We start from the raw sequence: 24,025 nt of genomic DNA on the forward strand, positions 1-24,025 counted from the left end.
ACGGGTGAGCCGCCCGGGTGGCGACTTCACCCGTGCGGCTCACCCATGTGGCTCAGGCCGAGGAAGTGCCCCGGCCCCGGTGTGGTGCCAGACTGGTATCGAGGGGATGGAGGCCGTCATGGGTTTCTACGTCGAGCAAGTGGTCCCTCGGATCGTCAACGTCGCCTGCGGCATGAAGCCGGCCGAGGAGCTCCGCCGCCGGGTCTGCCAGGGTCTGCGGGGGACGGTCATCGAGATCGGGTTCGGATCGGGGCTCAACGTGCCCTTCTACCCGGTGACCGTCACGCGGGTGGACGCGGTCGAGCCCTCCGACGTCGGCTGGAAGCTGGCGGCCAAGCGGCTCGACGAGTCGCCGGTCCCGGTGCGGCGGGCGGGTCTGGACGGCCAGTCGCTGCCGTTCGAGGACGACACGTACGACGCCGCGGTGTCCACGTGGACCCTGTGCACCATCCCGGACGCCGTCGCCGCGCTGCGCGAGGTGCGCCGGGTCCTCAAGCCAGGCGGGACACTGCACTTCGTCGAACACGGACTGGCCCCGGACGAGAAGGTCCGCCGCTGGCAGCGGCGGCTCGATCCGCTGGAGCAGCGGGTCTTCGCGGGATGCCACCTCACCCGGCCCATCGTCGAGATGCTGACGGACGCGGGCTTCACCATCCAGGACGTCGACGTCTTCTACGAGAAGGGCGCGCCCAAGACCATGGGCGCCGACTCGCTCGGCGTCGCGGTGTCCCCCGGCTGAGGCGCGGGGGCCTCATCCCCCACCCGACAGCAGCAGTTCGTGCAGCTCGGCCGAGAGCCGGGCCAGCTCCGCCCGGTGGACGTCGTGGCCGAGGGAGCGGGGGCGGGGGATGCCGATGTCCAGGACGGTGCGGACGTGGCCGGGGCGGGGGCTGAGCACCACGACGCGGTCGGCGAGCAGCACGGCCTCGTCGACGGAGTGGGTGACCAGGACGACCGTGGCCGCGTATTCGAGGTGGATGCGCTGCAGTTCGACGGAGAGCTCCTCGCGGGTCAGCGCGTCCAGGGCGGAGAACGGCTCGTCCATGAGCAGCACCTCCGGCCGCTGGATGAGGGACCGGCACAGGGCGACACGCTGCTGCATGCCGCCGGACAGCTCGTGCGGAAGGCGCCGCTGAAAGGCGTCGAGGCCCATCATCGCGAGCAGTTCGCCCGCCCGGTCGCGGTGCTCGGCGCGGGGCAGACCGGAGATCTCGACCGGCAGCAGCACATTGTCCAGCACCGATCGCCAGGGCAGCAGGGCCGGCCGCTGGAAGAGCATGGCGACCTCGCGGCGGGGTCCGGTGACCGGCAGTCCGCCGATCCGTATGTCGCCCGAGGAGGGTGGCAGCAGCCCGGCGATCAGCCGCAGGAGCGTCGACTTGCCGCAGCCGGAACGGCCCACGACGGCGACGAACTCACCCTCGGCGGCGGTCAGATCGATGCCGTGCAGGGCCCGCACGGTGCCCTTGCGGTTGGTGAACTCCTTTGACACCGCGCTTAGTTGGATCATGGCTGACTCCAACGGGTCGTGTGACATGCACGTGTAATATCTGAAAGATCGTCACATGAGCCTCGCGAGGAGGCCACATGCTCCGACAATTCCGCACCCTGGCAACGCTACTGGCAGCCATGGCGATGACAGCCCTCTTCGGCTGCGGCAGCGGCTCGACGTCGGCTCCCTCCGGCTCCGGCAGTCCGACGGACCACGTCACCTATCTCACCGCCTTCGGCGCCGCCGGACGGGACGCGTTCGCCTGGATCGCCCAGGAGAAGGGCTACTTCCGGGACGCCGGTCTCGACGTGGACATCGAGCTGGGCAAGGCGACCGGCGAGAACCTGAAGGCGCTGGCCGCCGGCCGTGCGCAGTTCGCCGCCCTCGACCTGACCGGGGCGATGATCTCGGCGGGCGCGAAGGGCGGCAAGGGATACCAGGGCTTCCGTGCCGTTCTGGCCATTCACCAGCAGACGCTGGTGGCCATCATGAGCATGAAGAGCTCCGGGATCACCACCCCCGAGGACCTCGCCGGCAAGCGGATCGCGGCCGCCGCCAACTCCGTCAACCAGCTGCTGTTCCCCGGCTACGCACGCCTGGCCGGCATCGACGCCAGTGGTGTCCGCTGGGTCGCCGTACAGCCGGTCCAGCTGGGATCCACCCTGGCCAGCGGCAAGGTCGACGCGCTGAGTACGTTCCTGATCGGGCGGCCGACGATCGAGAAGGCCACACTGGCGGCGAAGCAGCAGACCGTCGACGTACTGCCGTACAGCACCTACCTGCCCGACCTGTTCGGCAACGCGGTGGTCACCACGCAGGGGCTGGCCGCCAAGAACCCCGACCTGGTGAAGCGGTTCCGGGAGGCCATGCGCAGGGCGCTCGTCTACACCGTGCAGCATCCCGACGAGGCCGGGGCGCTGCTGCACGCCAAGCACCCGGAGACGGTGGCCGCTCTCGCCACCCAGGAGATCGAGCTGATGACGCCCTCGGTGACGGCGCAGGGCACCGGCTCCGCGATCGGGCTCATCACCCTGGACCGGGCCACTCGCGCCATCACGAGCCTGCGCGAGGCCGGGCTCGTCGGGACGGGCATGCGGCCGCAGGACGTGGTCGACTTCGACGCCATGCCGACGGGCAAGGGCTGATCCACCGTGGCCGCCGCCCCCTCCTACGTCTTCGACAACAACGACCCCCGGTCCGCCGACCGGCACGACTACCTCGCCGAGATCCTCGACGGCCTCACCGTCCAGCGGCTCTCGGGGCTCGGCGACCTCACCGGCCGCCGCTGCCTGGAGGTGGGCGCGGGCGGCGGCAGCATCGCCCGTTGGCTGGCCCGCGCGGCCGGACCGGCGGGCCGGGTGCTGGCGACCGACATCAACACCCGTTACCTAGGGCCTGTCCGGTCGATCTTGCCCGGGTCCGCGACGCCTGGCGCGGCACCTCGCGGCGTTGCCGAAACGCCCTCAGGAAACCACCCTGAGGGCGCTCCGGCGCCTTGCGATGCACCACACCAGACGCCGCGGTCTGTCCGACCAAGATCGACCGGACAGACCCTAGGCCCCAGCACCGACTTCCAGGTGCTGCGCCACGACCTCTCCACCGAGCCCGTGCCCGAGGGGCCCTGGGAGGTGATCCACGCCCGCCTGGTGCTGCTGCACCTGCCCCGGCGCCGGGAGATCCTGCACCGCCTCGCCGCCGCGCTGGCTCCGGGCGGGGCGCTGGTCGTCGAGGACTTCGAGACCACGTTCCGCAAGAGCGTGCTGGCCGCCCCCACACCCGCAGCGGCGGCCCTGGTCGACACCTACCACCGGGTCCTGGTGGAGCACGTGCTGCCCGCCCACGGAAACGACCCCACCTGGGCCGGCCAGGTCCACGCCGCCATGCTCGCCGAGGGCCTGACCGGCCTCGACACCGTCGTCCACGCCCGCTCCTGGCCCGGCGGCACGGCCGGGGCCCTGCTGATCGGCGCCAACATCGCCCAGGCACGCACGGACTTCCTCGCCGCCGGGATGACCCACGCCGAACTCGACGAGCTCCAGCGGCTGGTGACCGATCCCCGGCTCGTCGTGCGCAGCCCGCTCACGTACTCCACCATCGGACGCCGCCGTTGACCGCGTCCGGCCCGTCCGGGCCGTCCCGGGCGGCGCTGCCGACGGCCGGAGCGGTGGCCGTGGTGGCGGTGTGGTGGCTGTCCACCATCGCCTTCGACATCAATCCGTTCATCCTCCCCTCGCCCCCGGACATCGTTCGCCGCTTCACCGAACTGCCCGGCTTCCTGCTCGACCAGACCTGGTCCACCCTCGCCGAGACGCTGGCCGGATTCGGACTCGCCGTCGTGGTCGGCCTGCTCACCGCCGTGCTGCTGACCGCCTCCCGGACCGTCGAGCGGGCCGTCCTGCCGCTGCTCGTCGCCGCCAACGCCGTCCCCAAGATCGCCGTGGCCCCGCTGCTGGTGGTCTGGCTCGGCTTCGGCCCGGTGCCGAAGATCGCCATGGTCGTCATGATCGCCTTCTTCCCGATCGTGGTGGCCGCCATGTCCGGCCTGACCTCCACCCCCATCGAGCTCGCCGAGCTGGCCAGGTCGCTGACCGCCTCCCGGCTCCAGACCTTCGTCAAGCTGCGCATCCCCTGGGCCCTGCCCCAGATCTTCGTCGGGCTGAAGCTGGCCGTGACCCTGTCCGTGGTCGGCGCCGTCGTCGGGGAGTTCGCCGGCGGGGACCAGGGTCTCGGGTACGTCATCGTCGCCTCGGGCGCGTCCGCGGACACGCCGCTGGCGTTCGCCGCGATGACGCTGCTGAGCGTCATCAGCGTGCTGCTGTTCTACGTCCTGGTCGTGCTGGAGCGGCTGCTGCTGCCATGGGCGCGTGAGATCACGGGCTAGGCCCTGTCCGGGCACGTTTGCCGAGTTGCGCAGCCCGCCGGCTGCGCTTTGTCCTCAAACGCCGGACGGGCTGGATGTGGCCGCGTTGTGACGAGATCGCAGCACCGCGCGTACGGACGTGGGCGGCGGCGGGTGGTAAAGCTTAGGTCTGCGATTCGCACAGGCTACGAGCGACAACGGGGGCGGCCGCGATGGTCCGGGACGAGGCTGTGATCGGCTGCATGGGTGTGCTGGTCATCGGCACGCGCGGAGCCGACGGCCCGGGTGAGGTCCTGGTCCGGTTGAGGGGTGGCACGGAGGCATTCCTCGCCTGGTCCGACGACCCGCTGCCGGAGGGTGCGCCGGTGCTTGTGATTGATTCGCGCGGCCCGCGTGAGGTCGATGTCATCGACTGGGCCGACCCTTTGGACGGATGAGGAGAAATACGGAGATGTTCGGTTACCGCGTTCCCGCGCCTGATGAGGCCATGCTGATCTCTGGTGGCAAGCGCGGACTGGGGGGTGCGCCGTTCCGTGTCGTGACGGGCCATGGCAAGTGGGTGGTCCCGGTCTTCCGCAAGGTCCGCTTCCTGACGCTGTCGATGAACGAGTCGGAGGTCACCGAGTACTGCGTGACCCGGCAGGGCATCGCGCTGACCGTGCGCGCGGTGATCGCGTTCAAGGTCGGCAACGACACGGAGAGCATCGTCAACGCCGGCCAGCGGTTCCTGTCCGAGCAGGACCAGATGTCGATTCTGACCGGCCGGATCTTCTCCGGTCATCTGCGGGCCATCATCGGCTCGATGACGGTGGAGGAGATCGTCACCGAGCGGCAGAAGCTGGCCACCGAGGTGCTGGAGACGTCAAAGGCCGAGATGGCCAAGATCGGCCTGGTCGTGGACGCGTTCCAGATCCAGTCCATCGACGACGGCGACACCGGCTACATCGAGGCGATGTCCGCCCCGCACAAGGCGGCCATCCAGCGGGCCGCCCAGATCGCGCAGGCGCAGGCCACCCAGGCCTCGGTCGAGGCCGAGCAGGTGGCGGCCCGGAACCAGGCCGAGTACGCCCGGCAGACGGCGGTCGTCAAGGCGGAGTACTCGGCCGAGGTCGACCGGGTGCAGGCCCAGGCCGCGCAGGCGGGACCGCTGGCCCAGGCGCACGCGCAGCAAGAGGTGCTGGCCGCGCAGACCGAGCTGGCCGAGCGCGCCGCCGAGCTGCGGCAGCAGCAGCTGGTGGCCGAGATCGTGAAGCCGGCCGAGGCCGAGGCGGAGCGGATCAGGGTGCTGGCCGTGGCCGACGCCGAGCGGATGAAGATCCAGGCCGAGGCGGCGGCCTCGTACGACCGCGTGGCGCTGGACCGGATGCTCATCGACCAGCTGCCGCAGATCGTCAAGGAGGCCGCGGGCGGCCTGGCCGGCGCCAACGTCAATGTGCTCAACGGCGCGGACGGCCTGGGCGAGATCGCGGCGGGCCTGGTCGGCCAGGGTCTGACGATCCTGGACTCGGTGCGGCAGAACCTGGGCTCGCCGCGCAGGCCGGAAGGCAGCGGGGCGATCGAGATCGACAAGTAGATCGACAAGTAGATCGACAACTAAACCGAGCGGAAAACGCAGAACGGGCTGCCCGGCGATCGGATCGCCGGGCAGCCCTTTTTCGTACGTCGTCCCGTGCGATTAACCCCGGGGCCGCACGCAATTCGGCCGGCGTTCACAAAGGGATGTTCAGCTGATCGGCCAGGTGAATCCTATGAATTGGCGCGCTGTTATGGTCCCGCTGTGAATGACTCGGGCTTTCTCGCTATCAGGTCCTTCCCGCGAATACGCGGATCTCTGCGGCCCGCCCACTGGGCCACCGCGCTCGCGGCCACCGGCCTGCTCGCGTACAGCGTCCTGACGGCGGGGCTGAGCGGGGACATCAGGTACTGCCTGGCCGCCCTGCGCAGTGGCGAGGGGGCCGGCTACACGCCTGCCGGGATCTTCATCCACCGGCCGTACTTCTACCGCATGTTCATCGCGGGCCTCGACTCGCTGACGGCGGGGTCGATCGAGGTCCGGGAGGTGATCATCCGGCTGGCCGGGGTCGCGCTGTGCGTGGCGGTGGGGATCGCGCTGCGCGCGGCGCTGGTGCGCTCGCTGCCGCACCGGGAGGCCACGCTGACGGCGGCCGCGGTCGGGCTGTCGCTGGCGCTGGCGCCGCTCACGGACTTCCTGCAGCCGGAGTGGGCCGCGATCGTGCTGTCGGTGTTCGCGGTGGCCGCGGTGCTCGGGTTCGAACGGCGCTGGGTGGCCGTGGTGGTGGCGTCGCTGCCGCTGGGGCTCGCCGTGATGATGAAGTACTCGACGGCGGCCACGGCCGCGATGGCACTGCTGGTGGTCTTCGCGGTCGACCGCATGCGGGCGGTGCTGCTGGGCGCGCTGACCGCCGTCTCCGCGGTGGTGCTCCTGGCGTTCAGCCTGTGGTCGGGCTCGCACGAGCTGCAGTGGGCCAAGGACATGCCGCAGATCAACCAGAGCTCGCTGTCCCGTACGGGAATCCACCCGCACCTCATCCTGGATCAGTCGCTGTCGTTTCTCGCGGAGCGCGTGTACCTGAGCCCGGTGCTGGCGCTGCTGCCCGGTGCCCTGCTGCTGGTGCTGGCCCGCCAGGAGAACCGCCGCAGGAGGGCCGAACTGGCCGCGCTGGCGGCGCTGTTCGTGCTGGTGTGCATCGCGGCGGTGGCGGTCCAGGGCAACTGGTTCGGCTATCACGCCGCCGCGCTCCCGGTGGCCGCCGCGGCGCTGTGGGGACTGGCGGTGGCCGGCTGGTACAGCTCCTTCCGCACGCCTCCGGGTTTCTTCCTCGCGGTCACCGCGGTGTATGCGCTCCTCGGGCCGCTGGTCACCTCCTCGCCCGAGCCCCGGTTGGCGATCAGCACCGCGGCGCCCTGGGCGGCGGCCGGGGTGGCGCTCGTGGCGGCGCTGCTGGATCTGCGCCGCGTGCGCGCACGCCGCGCGAGCGAGGGCGCGAGCGGCACGGAACGCGTCATGCGCAGGCGCGCCGCGCTCGGCGTGGCCGTGGCCTCGCTGGCGGGCGTGATGTGCCTGGCGGCGCCGGTCTGGCCGGGCTCACCGAAGCTCGTCGACAGCGTGGACCACGCTGCGCTGACCAACGCGAGCTTCCAGCACGGGGAGACGGTCACCGCCGCCACGGCGGCCAGGCTCAACCGGGAGATCCCCAAGGGCGCCCCGGTGCTGTATCTCGCCTTCGGCGATGTCACGTACTACATCGGGCATCCCGCGCAGTGCAGGTACCCGATCCCCACCTTCCTGCAGCGGACGAAGTTCCTGCCCGAGACCGCGGACCTGCCCTCGACCGTCGAGAACGCCCGCTGCATCACCCACGACCCGGCGCCCTACGCCGTCCTGCAGCGCTCGTGGTTCCAGCTGGCCCGGATCGACCCCGTGGTGCGCCGGAACATCGAGAAGTACTACGACTGCCCGGAGGCGGCAGGCAGTACGCACCAGCCGGTGGTCTGCCGCCTCCGGGCGGACAGGGCCTAGCTCGCGCCGATCAGCTCGGTGACGCGGTGGGCCAGGGCCACGGAGTAGCTCTGGCCCCGGTCCTGCGGGTAGATCTGGGCCATCGTGGCCAGCGTGACCCGGCTCAGGTGGGTGGCGTGGCCGGGGATCAGCGCGCGGTACTCGGGGGTGACGACCGGCTGGGCGAAGGGGGCCCGGGAGAAGTGCCACTTCTGGATCCAGCTGCGGTCGAACTCGGGGTTGAGCTTCTGGAGATACGGGATGAAGCGCTCCAGCAGCTCCGCCGGGTCGGTGGTGAACCGCCAGTCGTCGCGCTCCACGTAGTTGCCGACGTAGAGGATGTGGCGGTCGCCGTACTCGGCCTTGTCCACCATGTTGGTGTGCTCGACGACAGCGAGGAACGGGAAGTCCGGGTCGTTGATGTTGAGCCAGTAGTACGGGATCGCGCTGCGGTCCAGCTCCAGGATGAAGCAGGTCGCGCCGAGGTACTGGTTGCGCCAGACCGCGTCGTCGGCGGGGACGTCGGCGGCCTTGGCGAAGACGGGCTGCGGGGTGGTGACGATCAGCTGGTCGAACGCGTAGCTCGCGCCGTCCTTGGTGGTGACGGTGACCTGCTCGGCGCCCTCGGGCTGGCGGATCGTGTCGACCGCCTTGCCGAACTCGACCTTGCCGCCGCGCTCGCCGACCGCGTCGCGCAGGGCGGCGTACACCCGCTCGAAGCCGCCTGCCATGTAGCCGAGCTCGAAGGTGCGGCAGTGCACCCGGGCCCACAGCCAGGCCATCGACACCTCTTCGGCCCGGTCGCCGAACTTGCCGCGCAGCAGCGGCTCCCAGATGCTCGCGGTCGCGCCGCGGCCGGCCCAGCGGCGCAGCCAGGACAGCGCGGTGCGGTCGTTGAAGCGCTCGCCGTTGCGCACGAGCTTCAGCGCGGCCGAGGAGGCGCCGAAGCGTATGCCGTCCAGGACGGAGAAGGACGGGAAGCGGAGCATCTCCAGCGGGGTGCTGAAGGGGTGCAGTTTGCCGTCCCGGAAGACCGCGGTGGTGGGCTTGTGGAAGTGCAGGTCACCGCCGAGGCCGAGCTCCTCGATCAGCTCGATGATGGCGGTGTCGCTGCGGAAGATGTGGTGGTAGTACCGCTCCAGAGGAGTGCCGCCGACCGGTATCGACGCCGCCAGCCCGCCCAGTTCGTCCGCCGCCTCCAGCACCGTGACCGTGTGGCCGGCCTTGACCGCGTCGTAGGCGGCGGTCAGGCCGGTGGCGCCGGCACCGATGATGCCGAGATTCATGCGAAGCTCCATTTTTTGTTGAGCACGAACTGCAGGGCCAGCACCAGCGGCAGCGAGCCGGCCTTGACGAGGTTGGGGTCGACGCCGAGCCAGTCGGAGAAGATCCGGAACAGCACGTAGGTCAGTGCGATTCCGGTCAGGCCGACGGCGTAGAAGCGCAGGAAGCGGACCACCAGCCGGTCGCGCCGGTCGAAGGTGAACAGGGCGTTGAGCACGAAGTTGTTGGTGATCCCCAGGCTGGTGCTGATGGCGTTGGCGATCTGTTCGTGCAGGCCCAGCGCGTTGTAGAGCAGGAAGAAGGTGGCCAGGTCGAGCGCGACCCCGCTGCCTCCGACCATCGTGTAGCGGATCAGCTGCCGGAGCTTGGCCCTGCGGTCCTGGGCCGCTTCGCGGTCGCTGACGGTGGCCTCAGTCGCCGTCATGACGGATGACCTGCCGCACGATGTAGAGGGGGCGCGCCTGCGCCTCGGTGTATGTCCGCCCTATGTAGCTGCCGAGCACGCCCAGGGACAGCATCTGGGTGCCGCCGAGGAACAGCGTCACCACCATGGTCATGGTCCAGCCGGACACCGTGATGTCGGGCCGGAAGATGAACATGCCGATGGCGTACGCGATGCCCAGCAGCGACAGCAGGAGCACCACGACGCCGAGCCGGGTGATCAGCCGCAGCGGCATGGTCGAGAAGCCGGTGACCCCGTCGATGGCGAGGCGGGCCATCTTGCGCAGGGGGTACTTGGTCTCGCCCGCGAACCGCTCGTCCCGGTCGAACAGCACCTCGGTCTGCCGGAAGCCCAGCGAGGCGACGATGCCGCGCACGAAGCGCCCCCGCTCACGGAACTTGCGCAGCTCGTCCGCGACCTTGCGGTCCAGGAGCCGGAAGTCCCCGGTGTCCAGCGGGATGTCGACCTCGGCGGCGCTGCGCAGCATCCGGTAGAAGGCGTGCGCGGTGATCCGCTTGAAGAACGTGTCCTTGCGCGTGCGGCGCCGCGCGTGCACGATCTCGGCGCCTTCGCGCCACGCGTCGATCAGCTCCAGGCTGACCTTCGGCGGGTCCTGGAGATCGGTGTCCATGATGATGACGGCGTCGCCGGTGGCCTGGTCCAGGCCGGCCGTGATGGCGATCTGGTGCCCGAAATTGCGGGCGAAGTCGACGACCTGGACCTGCGGGTCGTTCTTTGCAAGATCGCGCAGGATCGACAGCGAGCCGTCGGCCGAGCCGTCGTTGACATACACCAGCTCATAGGTGATGTCAGGGCGTTCCGCGAGCGCAGCGACGAGTTCGTCATGGAAGCGCTGAATGCCGTCCTGCTCGTTGTAGACCGGCAGGACATAGGAAACAAACATTCGGGGAGCCTATGGAGCACCGGTTAACAGCCGGGAATATTCTCATAGCTTTTTCGGGCCGGGAGAGTTTACGAAAGGGTTCGCTCCGCGCGCACGCGCGGAGCGAACCCTTCCGGATGACTCACCGGCTCACCGGCTCATGTGGTCACCGGGGCGGGGCCGGGAGCGAGTAGACGTTGCCGGGGGTGGCGATGGTGGTGATCGCCTTGCCGAACAGGGTGGTCGGCTCGTAGCCCTTGTACGAGATGTCGGTGTTGAGCAGGACGACCAGGGTGGCCTTCTGCTCGGGCAGGTAGAGCGTCAGGCTCTGGTAGCCGGGCAGCGAGCCGTTGTGGCCGATCCAGCCGTGGTCCTTGAGGATGCCGAAGCCGTAGCTGGTGCCCGGGAAACCCGTGGGGAGGAGGCGCAGGCGCTCCTTCTGGGTGGCGGGCTTGAGCAGGGTGCCGGTGGCCAGGACGCGGGCCCAGATGCGCAGGTCGCGCAGGTTGGAGATCATCGCGCCGGCCGCCCAGCCCCAGGTGGGGTCCCAGTTCGTGGCGTCGACCGTCTTCCCGCTCAGGGTCTGGTTGGTGTAGCCGCGCGGGTGCGGCGACGGGAACTCGGCCCCGACCGGGAAGAGCGTGCGGCGCAGGTGCGCCGGGTTCAGCACCTGGTGCTTGATGAAGTCGCGCAGCTTCTGGCCGCTCACCTTCTCCACCACCAGCCCGAGCAGGATGTAGTTGGTGTTGGAGTAGAAGAACTTCGCGCCGGGCTTGAACATCGCGGGGTGCTTGAACGCGTACGCGAGCAGCTCCTCCGGCGTGAACACCCGGTTGGGGTTGGTGAGGAGGGCCTTGATGAAGGCGTCGTCCATCGAGTACGAGAACAGGCCGCTGCGCATCTCGCCCAGCTGGCGCAGCGTGATCTTGTTGCCGCCGGGGACGCCCGGCACGTAGCGGGAGATCGGGTCGTCGAGCTTGACCTTCCCCTGGTCCACCAGGCGGAGGACCGCGGTGGCGGTGAAGGTCTTGGTCTCGCTGCCGATCCGGAAGTTCATGCGGGGCGACATCCGCGCGTGCGTCTTCTTGTCGGCGACGCCGAAGGTGCGCACGTAGCTGGTCTTGCCCGGGATCCACAGGCCGACGACGGCCCCGGGGACACCCGTGGTGCGGAGGGTGTCGGCGATCGCCTTGTCGAGCTTGGCGGTATCGACACCGTGGGAGGCCTTCGGGGAGGCCTTCGGGGAGGCGTGGGGGGAGGCGTGCGGGGAGGTTTTCGTGGGGGCGGCAGCGGCGGCCGTGGCGGCCGGTGCGGATATCGCGGACGCGGACAGCGCGGCGACGGCAAGAGCGGCCGCCGCGATCCTGCGGAAGTTGCAGCTCATGTTGGCGAACGTAGGCCGCCGCGCGCCGGGCGGCGGCCGTACGCGGGCCGAACGGGTGAACGCGAAAGCGGTTGAATCCGGCCCTACCGCCCGCGCAAGGCGGTCAGAGTGGCGTCCAGGTCGGCCGGACGCGGGCGGTTGTGGGGCAGTTTGGACAGGACCGCCGCCATGCCGCAGGTGTTGCTGAGCGCGGAGTAGACCAGGCCGCCCGCTATGGCGGCGGAGAGCAACTGCCAGGCCGGGTTGAGCAGTCCGAGGCCGAGGCCGAGCAGGACCACGGAGCCGGCGGTGAGGCGGACCTGGCGCTCCATGGACCAGGTGGCGCGGGCGCCGGTGGCGGGGCGGTGCAGATCGTGGCCGCCGGCCGCCCAGGCGCTGGTGCCGCCGGTGAGGGTGGCGGTGGTCACGCCGTGCTCGGCCAGGGTGCGGCAGGCGTTCTCGGAGCGGGCGCCGGAGGCGCAGACCACGAGTATCCCGCCCCGGTCCGCGGCTTCACTGATCGCGGGCAGGGCCCGGCGGAGCTGGTCGAGGGGGATGTTGAGGGCGCCGGGCAGGTGCCCGGAGGCGTATTCGCCGGGGGTGCGGACGTCGATGACGGTGAGGTCGGGCAGGCGGGTGCGGGCCTGGTCGGCGTCGAGGGCGAGGGGAGTGTTCATGGTGGGTGTCATCCTTGGGGGAGAGAGGGGTAAAATTACCCCTGGGGGTATATCTGAGGAGTGGTTGTGGAGCTTGATCTCGCGGGCGAGGAACTGAAGGCCGTGCTGAACCGGCTGCGCCGGGCGCAGGGTCAGATCGCCGGCGTGATCCGGATGATCGAGGAGGGACGCGACTGCGAGGAGGTCGTGACCCAGCTCGCCGCCGCTTCGCGGGCCCTGGACCGGGCGGGCTTCGCGATCATCGCGACCGGCCTGCAGCAGTGCCTGATCTCGCCGGACGGCGACCGGGCGGTCGAGGACAAGGACCAGATGCGGGCCCGGCTGGAGAAGCTGTTCCTGTCACTGGCCTAGGGCCCTTCTGATGGATCTCCGTGGGAGAAGGAGCGGGGTCTGGCGCCTGCGATCGCAAGGCGCCGGAGCGCCCACAGGGTGGTTTCCTGTGGGCCCGCCGCGCCAGCGGCTGATGTCGCAGTCGGCAACGCCGCGAGCGCTGGTGCCAGGCCACGCGACGCCACGGAGATCCATCAGGAGGGCCCTAGCCGTGCCAGGACATCGATCAGCATGAACAGGGCCACCGCCAGCAGCACGTAGGCGAAGACCTGCCGCAGCGCGCCGCCGGAGACCTTGGCGGCCAGCCGCTTCCCGTCCCACGCGCCGAGGATCGCCGCTCCCGCGAAGGGCGCGACGACCGCCCAGTCGAGCTGTTCCGCCGCGCCGGTGCGGGCCGCCAGCGCCGCCAGCGAGTTGACGCTGATGACCAGCAGGCTGGTGCCCACCGCCGCGCGCATGCGCAGGCCGACCACATTCACCAGGGCCGGTACGGCGAGAAACCCGCCGCCCACCCCCAGCATCCCGGTCACCGCGCCCAGCCCCGCCCCGGTCCCGGCGGCGCGGCCGGGGCGTACCGGCAACGCGTCGAGCGCGGCGGCCGAGGGACGCAGCATGCGCAGCGAGGCCGCCGCCGCGATGACCGCGAATGCCCCGGTCAGCAGCGCCGGGGGCAGGTCAGCGGCAACCACCCCGCCCAGGGCGGCCGGTAGCAGGCCCGCCGCGGCGAAGAGGCCGCCGCTGCGCCAGCGGACATTCCCGTCACGCGCATGCGCGTACAGCGCGGTGAGGGAGGTCGCGGTGACGATCACCAGGCTCGCGGTGGTCGCCGCGACCGGCGTGAAGCCGAGCAGATAGATCAGGGCGGGGACGGCCAGCACACTGCCGCCGCCCCCGAGCGCGCCGAGCGCCAGACCGATGACGCCCCCGGATATCAGGGCGAGAAGCAAGGTGCTCACGCGACCGGGAGCCCCGCCTCGGCCCACGCGTGCATGCCGCCGGTGACATCCACCACGTCGGCGCCGCGCGACGCCAGCAGCACGGCCGCCTGCCGCGAGCGCTTGCCCGAGCGGCAGATCACCACCACCGGGCGCCCCCGTGCGGCCTCCGGCAGCGGCTTTCCTGCCGCCAGCGCGGACAGCGGCGCGTGCACCGCCCCGGCCGCGTGGCCCTCGGCCCACTCCTCGGCCTCGCGCACGTCCAGCAGCACGGCGTCGGTACATCGCAGGGACTCGGCCCGCTCCGGGGCGACCGCGACCAGCCCCGCCGCCCGCGCCGCGTCGAAACCGTCGTCCACGGCGACGACCTCGCGCCCGGCCGCGTCCAGCAGCGAGGCCGCGATCCCGGCCCGCATGCCTCCCGCACAGTGCACCCAGACGGTCGCGGCGGCCGGTATCTCGGCGAGCCTGCCCCGCAGTTGGTGCAGCGGGATGTGCAGGGAGCCGGCGATGTGGCCCTGGGCCCGCTCGGAGCCCCGCCGCACGTCCAGGACGACCGCACCCTCGACGGGGAGTTCGGCGAAGGCGGCCCGCCGGAAGGTCCGCAGCGGCTCCCCCTCCCGCACCCATGCCTCGGGCGCACCCGTCGCGGCGGCCGCCGGCCGGTCGATGCCGACCCGTACGAGCTCCCGCTGGGCGTCGGCCAGTTGCCGGGCCGACTCCGCCAGCAGCGTCACCGGCCTGCCCCACGGGATCAGCCACGCCAGATAGGTGGCGAGCTGCCCCGCCGCCTCGAAGTTGAACGACCCGGCGACATGCCCCTGCGCGAAAGCCGTCCGGCTGCGCAGGTCCACGACCCACTCACCGGCCGCGAGGCGCTCCGCGATCTCCGCCGCGTCCGCGAGCGCGGGCGGCGTCAGGTCGACGGGCGCCGGGCCGGCGGCATTGGCGGGGCCCATGTGCGCGTAGTACGCGGGCACGTCGTCCAGCCCGGCCAGCAGGGCGGCGACGAAGGCGTCCGCGTCCTCGGCCACCAGCGCCTCGTTCGTGGCCCGCTCCTGGCCGATGGTGCTGCCGCCGTCCCCCGCATGCGCATGCCCGGAAGAGCAGAAGCTGCCGAAGCCGTGGGTGGGCAGCACCGCCGCCTCGTCCGGCAGCTCGGCGGCCAGCCGGTGCGCGGACGCGTGCTGCGCATGCGCGAGTTCGTGCGTCAGTCCCGGCTCGACCAGGTCCGGCCGCCCCACCGAGCCGATCAGCAGCGAGCCGCCCGTGAAGACGCCCACCACCCGGCCCTCGTCCTCCAGCACGTACGCCGTGTGGTGCGGCGTGTGCCCCGGCGTCGCCAGCGCGCGCAGCGTCAGGCCCTCGTCGACCTCCACGCTGTCGCCCTCGCCCACCGGCACCCTCTCGTACGCGACCCGGGCCCCGGCCGGGACCAGATAGGCGGCCCCGGTGACCCGGGCCAGCTCCAGGCCGCCGGTCACGTAGTCGTTGTGCAGATGCGTCTCGACGACATGGGAGATCCGCACGCCCCTGCGGGCCGCCGCCGCGATGACCCGGTCGATGTCCCGTGGCGGATCGACCGCCACAGCGGCGTCCGGGCCGCCCGCCAGATAGCTGCGGTTGCCCAGTCCGGGCACCTCGACGGTGTCGATGAAGAACACGTCCGTACTCCTTTCGCAGGTTGCTTACCCCCCGGGGTATGCAGTCGAGCGTAACAGAGATACCCCGGGGGGTATCCAGTGAGCAAAAGAACGGCCCGCCCCGGGAAGGGGCGGGCCGGACGGCGGCGGCCGTGAGGCGGAGCGCCTAGCGGCGGCGCGGGGCCAGCTTGTACAGGGCGAGGCCGGCCGCGATCAGGGTGGTGGACGCCACCACGAAGGCCATGCTGTTCAGCCAGACGCCGGTGGCGGCCAGGGCGGCGCCCCCGGCTCCGGTCGTGCCCGCGCCGACGACTCTTCCGTACATCGATTTTCTCCTGTTTGTTCATGGGACGGGTGGCGTGGGGGGCCGTGGGGTGTGGGGGTTCGTGGGGGGAGGATCAGGTGGCGATCCACTTCTCCTCGCTGCGCCTGAGCAGGCCCCACAGCGAGGTGAAGTAGACCGCGTGCTGGAACAGGTCGTAGAGCATCTCCGGCACCATCAGCAGGGCCACCAGCACCGCGCGGGGCCCGGCCCGGCGTACCGAGACGACCTTCTCGACCACGAAGATCGCGCCGATGGCGGTCCAGAACGGCGACAGGCCCGGCCAGCCGTACGTGGAGAGGGTCAGCGCCATGAAGGCCAGGTAGATGCCGAAGCTGAGGGCGCCGAAGCCCATCATGAACTGCTGGAAGAAATACCGGGCCGTCACCCGGGTCCAGCCGTAGTCGCGCAGGTTCTCCAGGGCGCCGCGCTGCCAGCGCAGCCGCTGGTGCCACAGCTTGGGGAGGGAGGTCATGACCTCCGTCGTCACCGAGCAGCCCGACGGGGACATGGTGCGGTAGCCGAGGGTCTTGACCGCCTTGGTGATCTCGTCGTCCTCGGTGAGCGAGGCGAGGCTGTAGTAGTCGGCGCCGCCGCCGATCCGGCCGCTGCGGCGTGCGGCGCGCACCTCGCGCAGGACGCGGGCCCGGAACATCGTCCCGGTGCCGGTGAGCACCGAGGCCTTGCCGCCGGTGCGGTCGATCTCCCAGGCGTAGCGGTGGAACTCCATGCGCTGGAGCAGGCCGAGCAGGCCGCCGCCCTCCTCGCCGTAGAAGACCCCGCCGACGGCGCCGACCTTGCGGTTGAAGGTGCCGATGGCCGTCTCGACGAACCACGGATTGAGGACGGTGTCGGCGTCCTGGACCAGGACCAGGTCCCGGTCGGCGAGATGCGGCAGGACCCACGCGATGGCCTGGTTGAGGGCCCCGGCCTTCTTGTGGGTGTTGCCCTGGGTGTGGAAGACGTCCGCACCGTGCTCGTACGCGATGTCGGCGGTGGCGTCGGTGCAGTTGTCGGCGACGACCACGATCAGGTCGGGCCGCCGGGTCTGGGCCCACATGCCCTCGATGGCCTCGGCGATGCGGTCCTGCTCGTTGTGCGCGGGGATGAGGACGACCAGTCGCGGGGTGCCGCCGGAGAAGTCGTCGACGGCGTGGGCACGGCTCGGGGCGTGCCGCCGTCTTCGCTGCGGCCGTTCCATTACGTCGAGCACTCGCACTCCGGTCGTCGTTAATCGCCCGACGCTCAGGTGCGGTCGATGAACCTCAAATACTGCACCGGATCTTCACATTTCAACAAGCTCGTGGGATGACAATGTGATGACAGTTCGGACATGGGCCGAACGGCCGCCCTGTCCTTGCGCAAACTTTGCCGCCGTTTTCCCCCTTCGCCGTGGGCAGTTCCCGTTCGGCTGATGAGACTGCTCCATGACCGCCATCGACCGTCGTAGATTCATGCAGCTGGCGGGCGGCGCCGCCGCCATGACCGCCCTGTCCACGAGCATCGCCCGCGCCGCCGGTATCCCGGCCAACCGCCGCACGGGCAGCCTGCGGGACGTCGAGCACATCGTCGTCCTGATGCAGGAGAACCGTTCCTTCGACCACTACTTCGGCACGCTGCGCGGCGTACGCGGCTTCGGCGACCCCCGGCCCGTCACCCTGCCCAGCGGCAAGCCGGTCTGGCACCAGTCCGACGCCTCGGGCAAGGAGATCCTGCCCTTCCGCCCCGACGCGGACGACCTGGGCCTGGCGTTCATCCAGGACCTCGCCCACGGCTGGAACGACGGGCACGCCGCCTGGAACAAGGGCGCGTACGACAAGTGGGTCCCGGCGAAGACCGCCACCACCATGGCCCACCTCAACCGCACCGACATCCCGTTCCACTACGCCCTGGCCGACGCCTTCACCATCTGCGACGCCTACCACTGCTCCTTCATCGGCTCCACCGACCCGAACCGCTACTACATGTGGACGGGCTGCACCGGCAACGACGGCAAGGGCGGCGGCCCCGTCCTCGGCAACGACGAGGCCGGCTACTCCTGGACGACCTACCCCGAGCGCCTGGAGGCGGCCGGGATCTCCTGGAAGATCTACCAGGACATCGGCGACGGCCTCGACGCGGCCGGTGGCTGGGGCTGGATCGAGGACGCCTACCGGGGCAACTACGGCGACAACTCGCTGCTCTACTTCGACCAGTACCGCAACGCCGAGCCCGGCGACCCGCTCTACGACAAGGCCCGTACCGGCACGAACGCCAAGGCCGGCGACGGCTTCTTCGACGTCCTCAAGGCCGACGTCAAGGCCGGCAAGCTCCCCGAGGTCTCCTGGGTCGTCGCCCCCGAGGCCTTCACCGAGCACCCGAACTGGCCCGCCAACTACGGCGCCTGGTACGTCTCCCAGGTGCTGGACGCGCTCACCGCGGACCCCGAGGTGTGGGCGAAGACCGCCCTGTTCATCACCTACGACGAGAACGACGGCTTCTTCGACCACGTCGTCCCGCCGTCCGCCGACGCCGCCCGCTCCACGGCCGACACCACCGGCGAGCTCTTCGCCCCCTCGGGCACGGACTCGCATGTCGCGGGCCCGTACGGCCTCGGCCAGCGTGTCCCCATGCTCGTCGTCTCCCCCTGGAGCAAGGGCGGCTGGGTCAACTCACAGGTCTTCGACCACACCTCGATCGTCCGCTTCATCGAGCGCCGCTTCGGCGTCCACGAGCCCAACATCTCCGCGTGGCGGCGGGCCGTCTGCGGCGACCTCACTACTGCCTTCGACTTCTCCCGCGCCGACGCCGCCCTCCCCGCCCTCCCCGGCACCGACGGCTACGCCCCGCCGGACGGCGACCGCCACGACGACTACGTCCCTGTACCGCCTGCGCATGCGGCGCTGCCGAAGCAGGAACCCGGCCTGCGCAGGGCGCGCCCGCTGCCCTACGACCTCGCGGCGGACGCCGCCACCGCGGATGGCGAACTCTCCATCGCCTTCGCCAACCACGGCGAGGCCGGTGCCGTCTTCCACGTCACCTCGGCCACGGCTGCCGACGGCCCGTGGACCTTCACCGTCCAGCCCGGCCGCCGCCTCTCCGGCGACTGGTTTCCCCAGGACGACTACGACTTCTCCGTCCACGGCCCCAACGGCTTCTACCGCCACCTCACGGGCTCCGCAGCCCTGGCACCCGGCGTCACCGCCCGCCACGACGGCCGCCGCCGCGAAGTCCGTCTCACCCTCACCAATTCCGGCCCCCACACGGTGACCCTCACGGTCACCGACGCATACGGCCACGAGCCCGCCGCCACCTACCGGCTCCGCCCGGGCGCGCGGGTCGTGCACACGGCGCACCCGCGCCACAGCCACGACTGGTACGACCTGTCGGTGACCTCCGACCACGACGCCGCCTTCGTGCGGCGGCTGGCGGGTCACCTGGAGACGGGGCAGCCGGGCGTGAGCGAGCCCGCGATCGCGACGGCCTAGGCAAACGCCGGACGGGCTGATTTCAGCCCGTCCGGCGATTGAGGACACGCCCGAAGGGCGTTCAAGGGCTACCGCGTCGCGAACAGCCGCGCAGCGGACGTACCCAGGCCGGTCGGGCCGGGGATCGTCAAGATGACCGGCTCCGGCGCCGGAGCGTGGTGGCGGATCACATCCGCCTCCCCATACCTGCGGCAGTCCTGATGCCAGACCAGAATCCCGGACATCCAGTCCCGCAGCTCCTGCACATATCCGTCGAGGACCCGCCGAGCGTCCTCCCCGAGCTCGAAGTCGTCGTAAAGAACAGGCAGTTCATTGGCCACGACGTGCTCGAACTGCTTCATGCGCCCGGTCATCAGGTCGTGGACGATGGCGAGGCCGATCGGGTAGTCGACGTCGAAGAAGTTCTGGACGACGCGGATGAGGTTGTGGAACTCACCCGAGAACTCGATCTCCTTCTGGTACGAGAAGACGTCGTTGATGAGCATGCCGTAGTCCTGGGCCGCGTTCTCCAGGGACTTCATGGGGCCGCTGGCGTAGACCTCGGGCGGGACGCAGTCGCCGTGGCCGATGCGGGCCAGCGCCATGGTCAGGTCGGAGCCGAAGGTCTTGCGGCGCATCTCGATGTAGTCGACGGGGTCGGGGATACGGTTCTGCGCCTCGTTGACCATCTCCCAGAGCCAGGAGTCGGTCATGTCGGTGACGGCCTTGCGGAACACGGCCCGTGACGCCGGGTCCATGGGTGTGGCCGTGCGGACCCAGAGGTCGGCGAGGGCGCGCTCCATCCCGGTCAGGGGGACGAGGGGGAAGGTGGAGGCGTCGAGCGGCATGAACTCGGCGAGGCGGTCGTTGGTGAGCCTGGCGGCGGGGAGGTCGCGGGTGGGGCCGAAGACGGCGGGGTAGTAGTCGTCGGCGTAGGTTCCCCAGGCCAGCCAGGCGGCGGAGAGGTCGAGTTCGTCGGGGGTGGCGTCGGGGTCGAGGCCGGCGGAGCACAGGGGGAGGTCGTAGTCCAGGAGCGCGCGCTCGTCCCAGACGCCCTCCTCGAGGATGCCGACGCGGTGCGACCAGTCGACGAGATTGCGGCGGGCGGCCTCCAGGTGGGGGCTGCGGCCGGCCGGGAACGGCATGTAGAAGTCGGGCAGTAGCGAGGGCCCGACCTTCTCGAAGCGCACATGCGTGAAGCCCCGCGCCCGCGCTGCCTCCGCCCGGCCCGTGGTGAGCTTCAGATTCCCCGCCGAGCCGCTGACGCCGTCGGCGCCGCCGATGAGACCGGGCAGGGCGAACGGCGACCACACGGGCCCGGCCGAGGCGGCCGTCCCGCCGCCGTTCATGTAGCGGCTGCTGCGCATGTGCCACTCGTGGCCGCCGGACTGCCAGTCCTGCAGTCCCTTGATGTACGCGAGCACGGTGGCGGCCTGGAGCGGGTCGATGCCCTTTTCCAGGAACAGCGGGGGGAGTTCGGTGAGGGCGGTGTGCTCGAACTGCTGCAGGCGCGAGGTGAGCAGGTCGTTGACCGCCTCGGCGGCCTCCTGGGTCGAACAGCCGAGGAAGGTCTCCAGCACCAGGACGCCGTTGCTGTTCTCGCCCTCGTCCTCGACCTCCCGCTGGTACGAGAAGAGGTCGTTGCGCAGGTGGATCGCGTCCGCGAAGGCGTCCCGCAGCACCCGCATGGGCCTGGACTCCGCGATGACCTCAGGGACCTCGGCCCCGGCGGCGTACTCGACGAGACCGGCGGACCAGGGGGCGCCGCCGACCTTGCGGCGCATCTCGATGTACTCGACCGGGTTGGCGATCCGGTGCGCGTCCATGTTGGCGAGTTCCCAGAGGGACTCGTTGAGCAACGCCTCGGTGTTCTCGGCGAACCGCCGCCGCCAGTCCATGGACATGGCGGGCACGGTGCGCGCCCACAGGTCCGCCAGGCCCGCCTCGACGGGGTTGGTGGGCTCGGGGAACCCGTCGTCCAGGTCCATGGGCATGAAGGCGGGCAGCCGGTCGAGGTAGCTCTTGCCGCCCTCGCGGTCCAGGGAGCGCTTGAAGAGCTCCAGGAAATGGTCGTCGAAGAAGAAGACCCACACGTACCAGTCGGTGACGAGCGAGAGCACCTCCGACGGGCAGTCGGGGTGGGTGTAGGAGCAGAGCAGCGCGTAGTCGTGGGCGTCCAGGTCGTGTTCGTCCCAGACGCCGGAGCCCTCCAGCATGCCCAGGTCGCGGGCCCACTGTTTGGAGTGTCTGCGCGCCTCCTCCAGATGGGGGTTGAGTCGCGCGGGATACGGTGTGTAGAAGTCCGGGAGTTCAAAAGGCTGGTCCACAGCCCACAGCACTACCCACGGCCGTCCACGGCTATCCGGATGGCGGAATGGTCATACAAGCACACCAGGGCCTGTCCGGCGGATCTTGGTCGGATAGGCCCTGCATCGGGCCAACCTCTGCCCACGGGGCGGTAAATCCAGTCCACGGACAGGCAAAGATCTTCGGCCGCGCATGTTCCGGACCCACTGCGCCCCGCTAGGTTCTGGCCATCCTCTCGTGCTGCCCACAGCGGGATCACAGGAGGTTCACGGATGTCATGGGCATGAAGTTCTACGCGCGTTATCCGCGTGCGCAGGCCGTGTTCGTGCCGTCCGGCGCCGAGAAACCCCCACTTCCGGCTGTGGCACCGCGTACGGCCAGAACCCGGCCCTCGCAGTGCCGGCCTCAACCGATGGAGGCAACACCGTCATGCGCATGCTTGATTCGCGCGCCCGAAGACTGCTCACCGCGGCCCTGCCCGCCCTCGCCCTCACCGTGGCCGGCTTCATGGCCGCACCGGCCGCCGGTGCGCAGGCGGCGCCGGACGCCGTCAGCGCCGCGAGCACCAGCCGCGCCGCCGTCGCCGCCCACAACGCCAAGGCCCTGACCGCCCCCGCGGCGCAGGCCGTTCACTCCACGGGCAAGGCCGGCCAGAAGGTGCCGACCGAGCACCTGTGCGGCACGCCGTCCCCCGGTCACGCGGCCTGTTTCGCACAGCGGCGTACCGACATCAAGCAGAAGCTCGCCGCCGCGATATCCCCGAACGCGGCCGACGCCACGGTGTCCGGCATCAGCCCGGCCAACCTGCACAGCGCCTACAACCTGCCCTCCACCGGCGGTTCCGGCATGACCGTGGCCGTCGTGGACGCGTACAACGACCCCAACGCGGCCGCCGACCTGGCGGTCTACCGCTCGCAGTTCAGCCTGTCGGCGTGCACCAAGGCCAGCGGCTGCTTCAAGCAGGTCAGCCAGACCGGCTCCACCACCTCGCTGCCGACCAACGACACCGGGTGGGCGGGCGAGGAAGCGCTCGACATCGACATGGTCAGCGCGGTCTGCCCGAACTGCAGCATCATCCTGGTCGAGGCCAACTCGGCCACCGACGCCGACCTCGGCGCCGCCGAGAACGAGGCCGTCGCGCTGGGCGCGAAGTTCGTCTCCAACAGCTGGGGCGGTGACGAGTCCTCCTCCCAGACCAGCGAGGACACCTCGTACTTCAAGCACCCCGGTGTCGCCATCACCGTCTCCTCCGGTGACTCCGCCTACGGCGCCGAGTACCCGGCCACCTCCCAGTACGTGACCGCCGTCGGCGGCACCGCGCTGAGCACCTCCTCCAACACCCGTGGCTGGACCGAGTCCGTCTGGAAGACCAGCAGCACCGAGGGCACCGGCTCCGGCTGCTCGGCCTACGACGCCAAGCCCAGCTGGCAGACCGACACCGGCTGCACCAAGCGCATGGAGGCCGACGTCTCCGCCGTCGCCGACCCGGCCACCGGCGTCGCCGTCTACGACACCTACGGAGGCTCCGGCTGGGCCGTCTACGGCGGCACCAGCGCGTCCTCGCCGATCATCGCGGGTGTCTACGCGCTCGCCGGCACCCCGGGCACCAGCGACTACCCGGCGAAGTACCCCTACTCCCACACCTCCAACCTGTACGACGTGACCAGCGGCAACAACGGCTCCTGCTCCACCTCGTACTTCTGCACCGCCGGCACCGGCTACGACGGCCCGACCGGCTGGGGCACCCCCAACGGCACCACCGCCTTCGCGTCGGGCACCAGCACCGGCAACACGGTGACCGTCACCAACCCGGGCAGCCAGTCCACCGTCACCGGCAGCTCCGTCAGCCTCCAGATCTCGGCGACCGACAGCGCGAGCGCCACCCTCACGTACAGCGCCAGCAGCCTGCCCACCGGTCTGTCGATCAGCTCCTCGACCGGCAAGATCACCGGCACCGCGAGCACGGCGGGCACCTACAGCACCACCGTCACGGCCACCGACAGCACCGGCGCCACCGGCTCGGCCTCCTTCACCTGGACCGTCAGCTCCTCGGGCAGCGGCTCCTGCACCTCCGCCCAGCTGCTGGGCAACCCGGGCTTCGAGTCGGGCAACACCACCTGGACCGCCTCCAGCGGCGTCATCACCAGCTCCACCAGTGAGGCCGCCCGCACCGGTTCGTACAAGGCCTGGCTCGACGGCTACGGATCGACGCACACCGACACGGTCTCGCAGTCGGTGACGATCCCGAGCGGCTGCACGGGCACCACCTTCACCTTCTACCTGCACGTCGACACGGCGGAGACCACCACCAGCACCGCGTACGACAAGCTGACGGTCACCGCCGGATCCACCACCCTGGCCACCTACTCCAACCTCAACGCGGCCAGCGGGTACGTCGCGAAGTCCTTCAGCCTCTCGGCCTTCGCCGGGACGACCGTCACCCTGAAGTTCAGCGGTGTCGAGGACTCCTCGCTCCAGACCAGCTTCGTCCTCGACGACACGGCGGTCACCACGAGCTGAC

General features: G+C 70.5%; 21 protein-coding genes. 10 read left to right on the forward strand and 11 right to left on the reverse strand.

Annotation, left to right across the window (positions count from 1 at the left end; all coding sequences use genetic code 11):
• Window positions 1-118 precede the first annotated feature (118 nt).
• Entirely contained in the window at window positions 119-739 is a 621-nt protein-coding gene (locus tag OG607_RS23580) for a class I SAM-dependent methyltransferase (protein WP_405726823.1), read from the forward strand.
• Window positions 740-751: 12 nt separating this feature from the next.
• On the opposite strand, the gene OG607_RS23585 is transcribed toward OG607_RS23580, so the two are convergent.
• Entirely contained in the window at window positions 752-1,510 is a 759-nt protein-coding gene (locus OG607_RS23585; RefSeq protein ID WP_405726826.1) for an ABC transporter ATP-binding protein, read from the reverse strand.
• Window positions 1,511-1,587: 77 nt separating this feature from the next.
• Here OG607_RS23585 and OG607_RS23590 point away from each other — a divergent pair, with 77 nt between their 5' ends.
• From OG607_RS23590 to OG607_RS23615, 6 genes are all read left to right on the forward strand, one after another.
• Complete coding sequence (locus OG607_RS23590; RefSeq protein WP_405726829.1) at window positions 1,588-2,637, forward strand: ABC transporter substrate-binding protein; 1,050 nt, start codon at window positions 1,588-1,590, stop codon at window positions 2,635-2,637.
• Between the two features lie 6 nt (window positions 2,638-2,643).
• Window positions 2,644-3,603, forward strand: coding sequence for a methyltransferase domain-containing protein (locus OG607_RS23595; RefSeq protein WP_405726832.1), 960 nt, complete (start codon window positions 2,644-2,646; stop codon window positions 3,601-3,603).
• Complete coding sequence (locus OG607_RS23600) at window positions 3,600-4,373, forward strand: ABC transporter permease (protein ID WP_405726835.1); 774 nt, start codon at window positions 3,600-3,602, stop codon at window positions 4,371-4,373. The genes OG607_RS23595 and OG607_RS23600 overlap by 4 nt, the downstream gene beginning before the upstream one ends.
• A 191-nt stretch (window positions 4,374-4,564) precedes the next feature.
• Window positions 4,565-4,789: a hypothetical protein gene (locus OG607_RS23605; RefSeq protein WP_405726838.1), complete on the forward strand. Its 225-nt coding sequence runs from the start codon at window positions 4,565-4,567 to the stop codon at window positions 4,787-4,789.
• Between the two features lie 14 nt (window positions 4,790-4,803).
• On the forward strand, window positions 4,804-5,925 hold the full coding sequence (locus OG607_RS23610) for an SPFH domain-containing protein (protein ID WP_405726841.1): 1,122 nt from the start codon (window positions 4,804-4,806) through the stop codon (window positions 5,923-5,925).
• 204 nt (window positions 5,926-6,129) lie between these two features.
• Entirely contained in the window at window positions 6,130-7,893 is a 1,764-nt protein-coding gene (locus OG607_RS23615; RefSeq protein WP_405726844.1) for a hypothetical protein, read from the forward strand.
• On the opposite strand, the gene OG607_RS23620 is transcribed toward OG607_RS23615, so the two are convergent.
• The 5 genes from OG607_RS23620 to OG607_RS23640 form a co-directional block, all read right to left on the reverse strand.
• Window positions 7,890-9,158, reverse strand: coding sequence for an NAD(P)/FAD-dependent oxidoreductase (locus OG607_RS23620; RefSeq protein ID WP_405726847.1), 1,269 nt, complete (start codon window positions 9,156-9,158; stop codon window positions 7,890-7,892). The genes OG607_RS23615 and OG607_RS23620 overlap by 4 nt on opposite strands.
• Window positions 9,155-9,580, reverse strand: a complete 426-nt coding sequence (locus OG607_RS23625) for a GtrA family protein (protein WP_405726850.1) — start codon at window positions 9,578-9,580, stop codon at window positions 9,155-9,157. The genes OG607_RS23620 and OG607_RS23625 overlap by 4 nt, the downstream gene beginning before the upstream one ends.
• On the reverse strand, window positions 9,567-10,502 hold the full coding sequence (locus OG607_RS23630) for a glycosyltransferase family 2 protein (protein ID WP_405726853.1): 936 nt from the start codon (window positions 10,500-10,502) through the stop codon (window positions 9,567-9,569). The genes OG607_RS23625 and OG607_RS23630 overlap by 14 nt, the downstream gene beginning before the upstream one ends.
• Window positions 10,503-10,647: 145 nt before the next feature.
• Window positions 10,648-11,865, reverse strand: a complete 1,218-nt coding sequence (locus OG607_RS23635; protein ID WP_405726856.1) for a serine hydrolase domain-containing protein — start codon at window positions 11,863-11,865, stop codon at window positions 10,648-10,650.
• Window positions 11,866-11,948: 83 nt separating this feature from the next.
• Window positions 11,949-12,521: a rhodanese-like domain-containing protein gene (locus tag OG607_RS23640; RefSeq protein WP_405726859.1), complete on the reverse strand. Its 573-nt coding sequence runs from the start codon at window positions 12,519-12,521 to the stop codon at window positions 11,949-11,951.
• Between the two features lie 66 nt (window positions 12,522-12,587).
• Here OG607_RS23640 and OG607_RS23645 point away from each other — a divergent pair, with 66 nt between their 5' ends.
• Window positions 12,588-12,872, forward strand: coding sequence for a metal-sensitive transcriptional regulator (locus OG607_RS23645; RefSeq protein WP_405726862.1), 285 nt, complete (start codon window positions 12,588-12,590; stop codon window positions 12,870-12,872).
• Between the two features lie 173 nt (window positions 12,873-13,045).
• On the opposite strand, the gene OG607_RS23650 is transcribed toward OG607_RS23645, so the two are convergent.
• From OG607_RS23650 to OG607_RS23665, 4 genes are all read right to left on the reverse strand, one after another.
• Window positions 13,046-13,807, reverse strand: a complete 762-nt coding sequence (locus tag OG607_RS23650; RefSeq protein WP_405726865.1) for a sulfite exporter TauE/SafE family protein — start codon at window positions 13,805-13,807, stop codon at window positions 13,046-13,048.
• Entirely contained in the window at window positions 13,804-15,450 is a 1,647-nt protein-coding gene (locus tag OG607_RS23655) for a rhodanese-like domain-containing protein (protein ID WP_405726867.1), read from the reverse strand. Before OG607_RS23655 ends, OG607_RS23650 begins: the two co-directional genes overlap by 4 nt.
• 145 nt (window positions 15,451-15,595) lie before the next feature.
• Window positions 15,596-15,754, reverse strand: coding sequence for a hypothetical protein (locus tag OG607_RS23660; RefSeq protein WP_329315976.1), 159 nt, complete (start codon window positions 15,752-15,754; stop codon window positions 15,596-15,598).
• A gap of 73 nt (window positions 15,755-15,827) precedes the next feature.
• Complete coding sequence (locus OG607_RS23665) at window positions 15,828-16,952, reverse strand: glycosyltransferase (RefSeq protein WP_405736988.1); 1,125 nt, start codon at window positions 16,950-16,952, stop codon at window positions 15,828-15,830.
• Window positions 16,953-17,178: 226 nt separating this feature from the next.
• Between OG607_RS23665 and OG607_RS23670 the strand changes: the two genes are divergently transcribed.
• Entirely contained in the window at window positions 17,179-19,218 is a 2,040-nt protein-coding gene (locus OG607_RS23670) for a phosphocholine-specific phospholipase C (RefSeq protein ID WP_405726870.1), read from the forward strand.
• A 68-nt stretch (window positions 19,219-19,286) separates the two neighbouring features.
• Here the strand turns inward: OG607_RS23670 and OG607_RS23675 are convergent, their stop codons facing one another.
• The gene (locus OG607_RS23675) at window positions 19,287-21,524 is read right to left on the reverse strand and encodes a germacradienol/geosmin synthase (RefSeq protein WP_405726873.1); all 2,238 of its coding nucleotides are present in this window, start codon (window positions 21,522-21,524) and stop codon (window positions 19,287-19,289) included.
• 415 nt (window positions 21,525-21,939) lie between these two features.
• Here OG607_RS23675 and OG607_RS23680 point away from each other — a divergent pair, with 415 nt between their 5' ends.
• Window positions 21,940-24,024: a putative Ig domain-containing protein gene (locus OG607_RS23680; protein WP_405726876.1), complete on the forward strand. Its 2,085-nt coding sequence runs from the start codon at window positions 21,940-21,942 to the stop codon at window positions 24,022-24,024.
• The last annotated feature ends 1 nt before the right edge of the window (window position 24,025 follow it).

The organism is Streptomyces sp. NBC_01537, from assembly GCF_045040445.1.
Classification (GTDB): Bacteria; Actinomycetota; Actinomycetes; order Streptomycetales; family Streptomycetaceae; genus Actinacidiphila.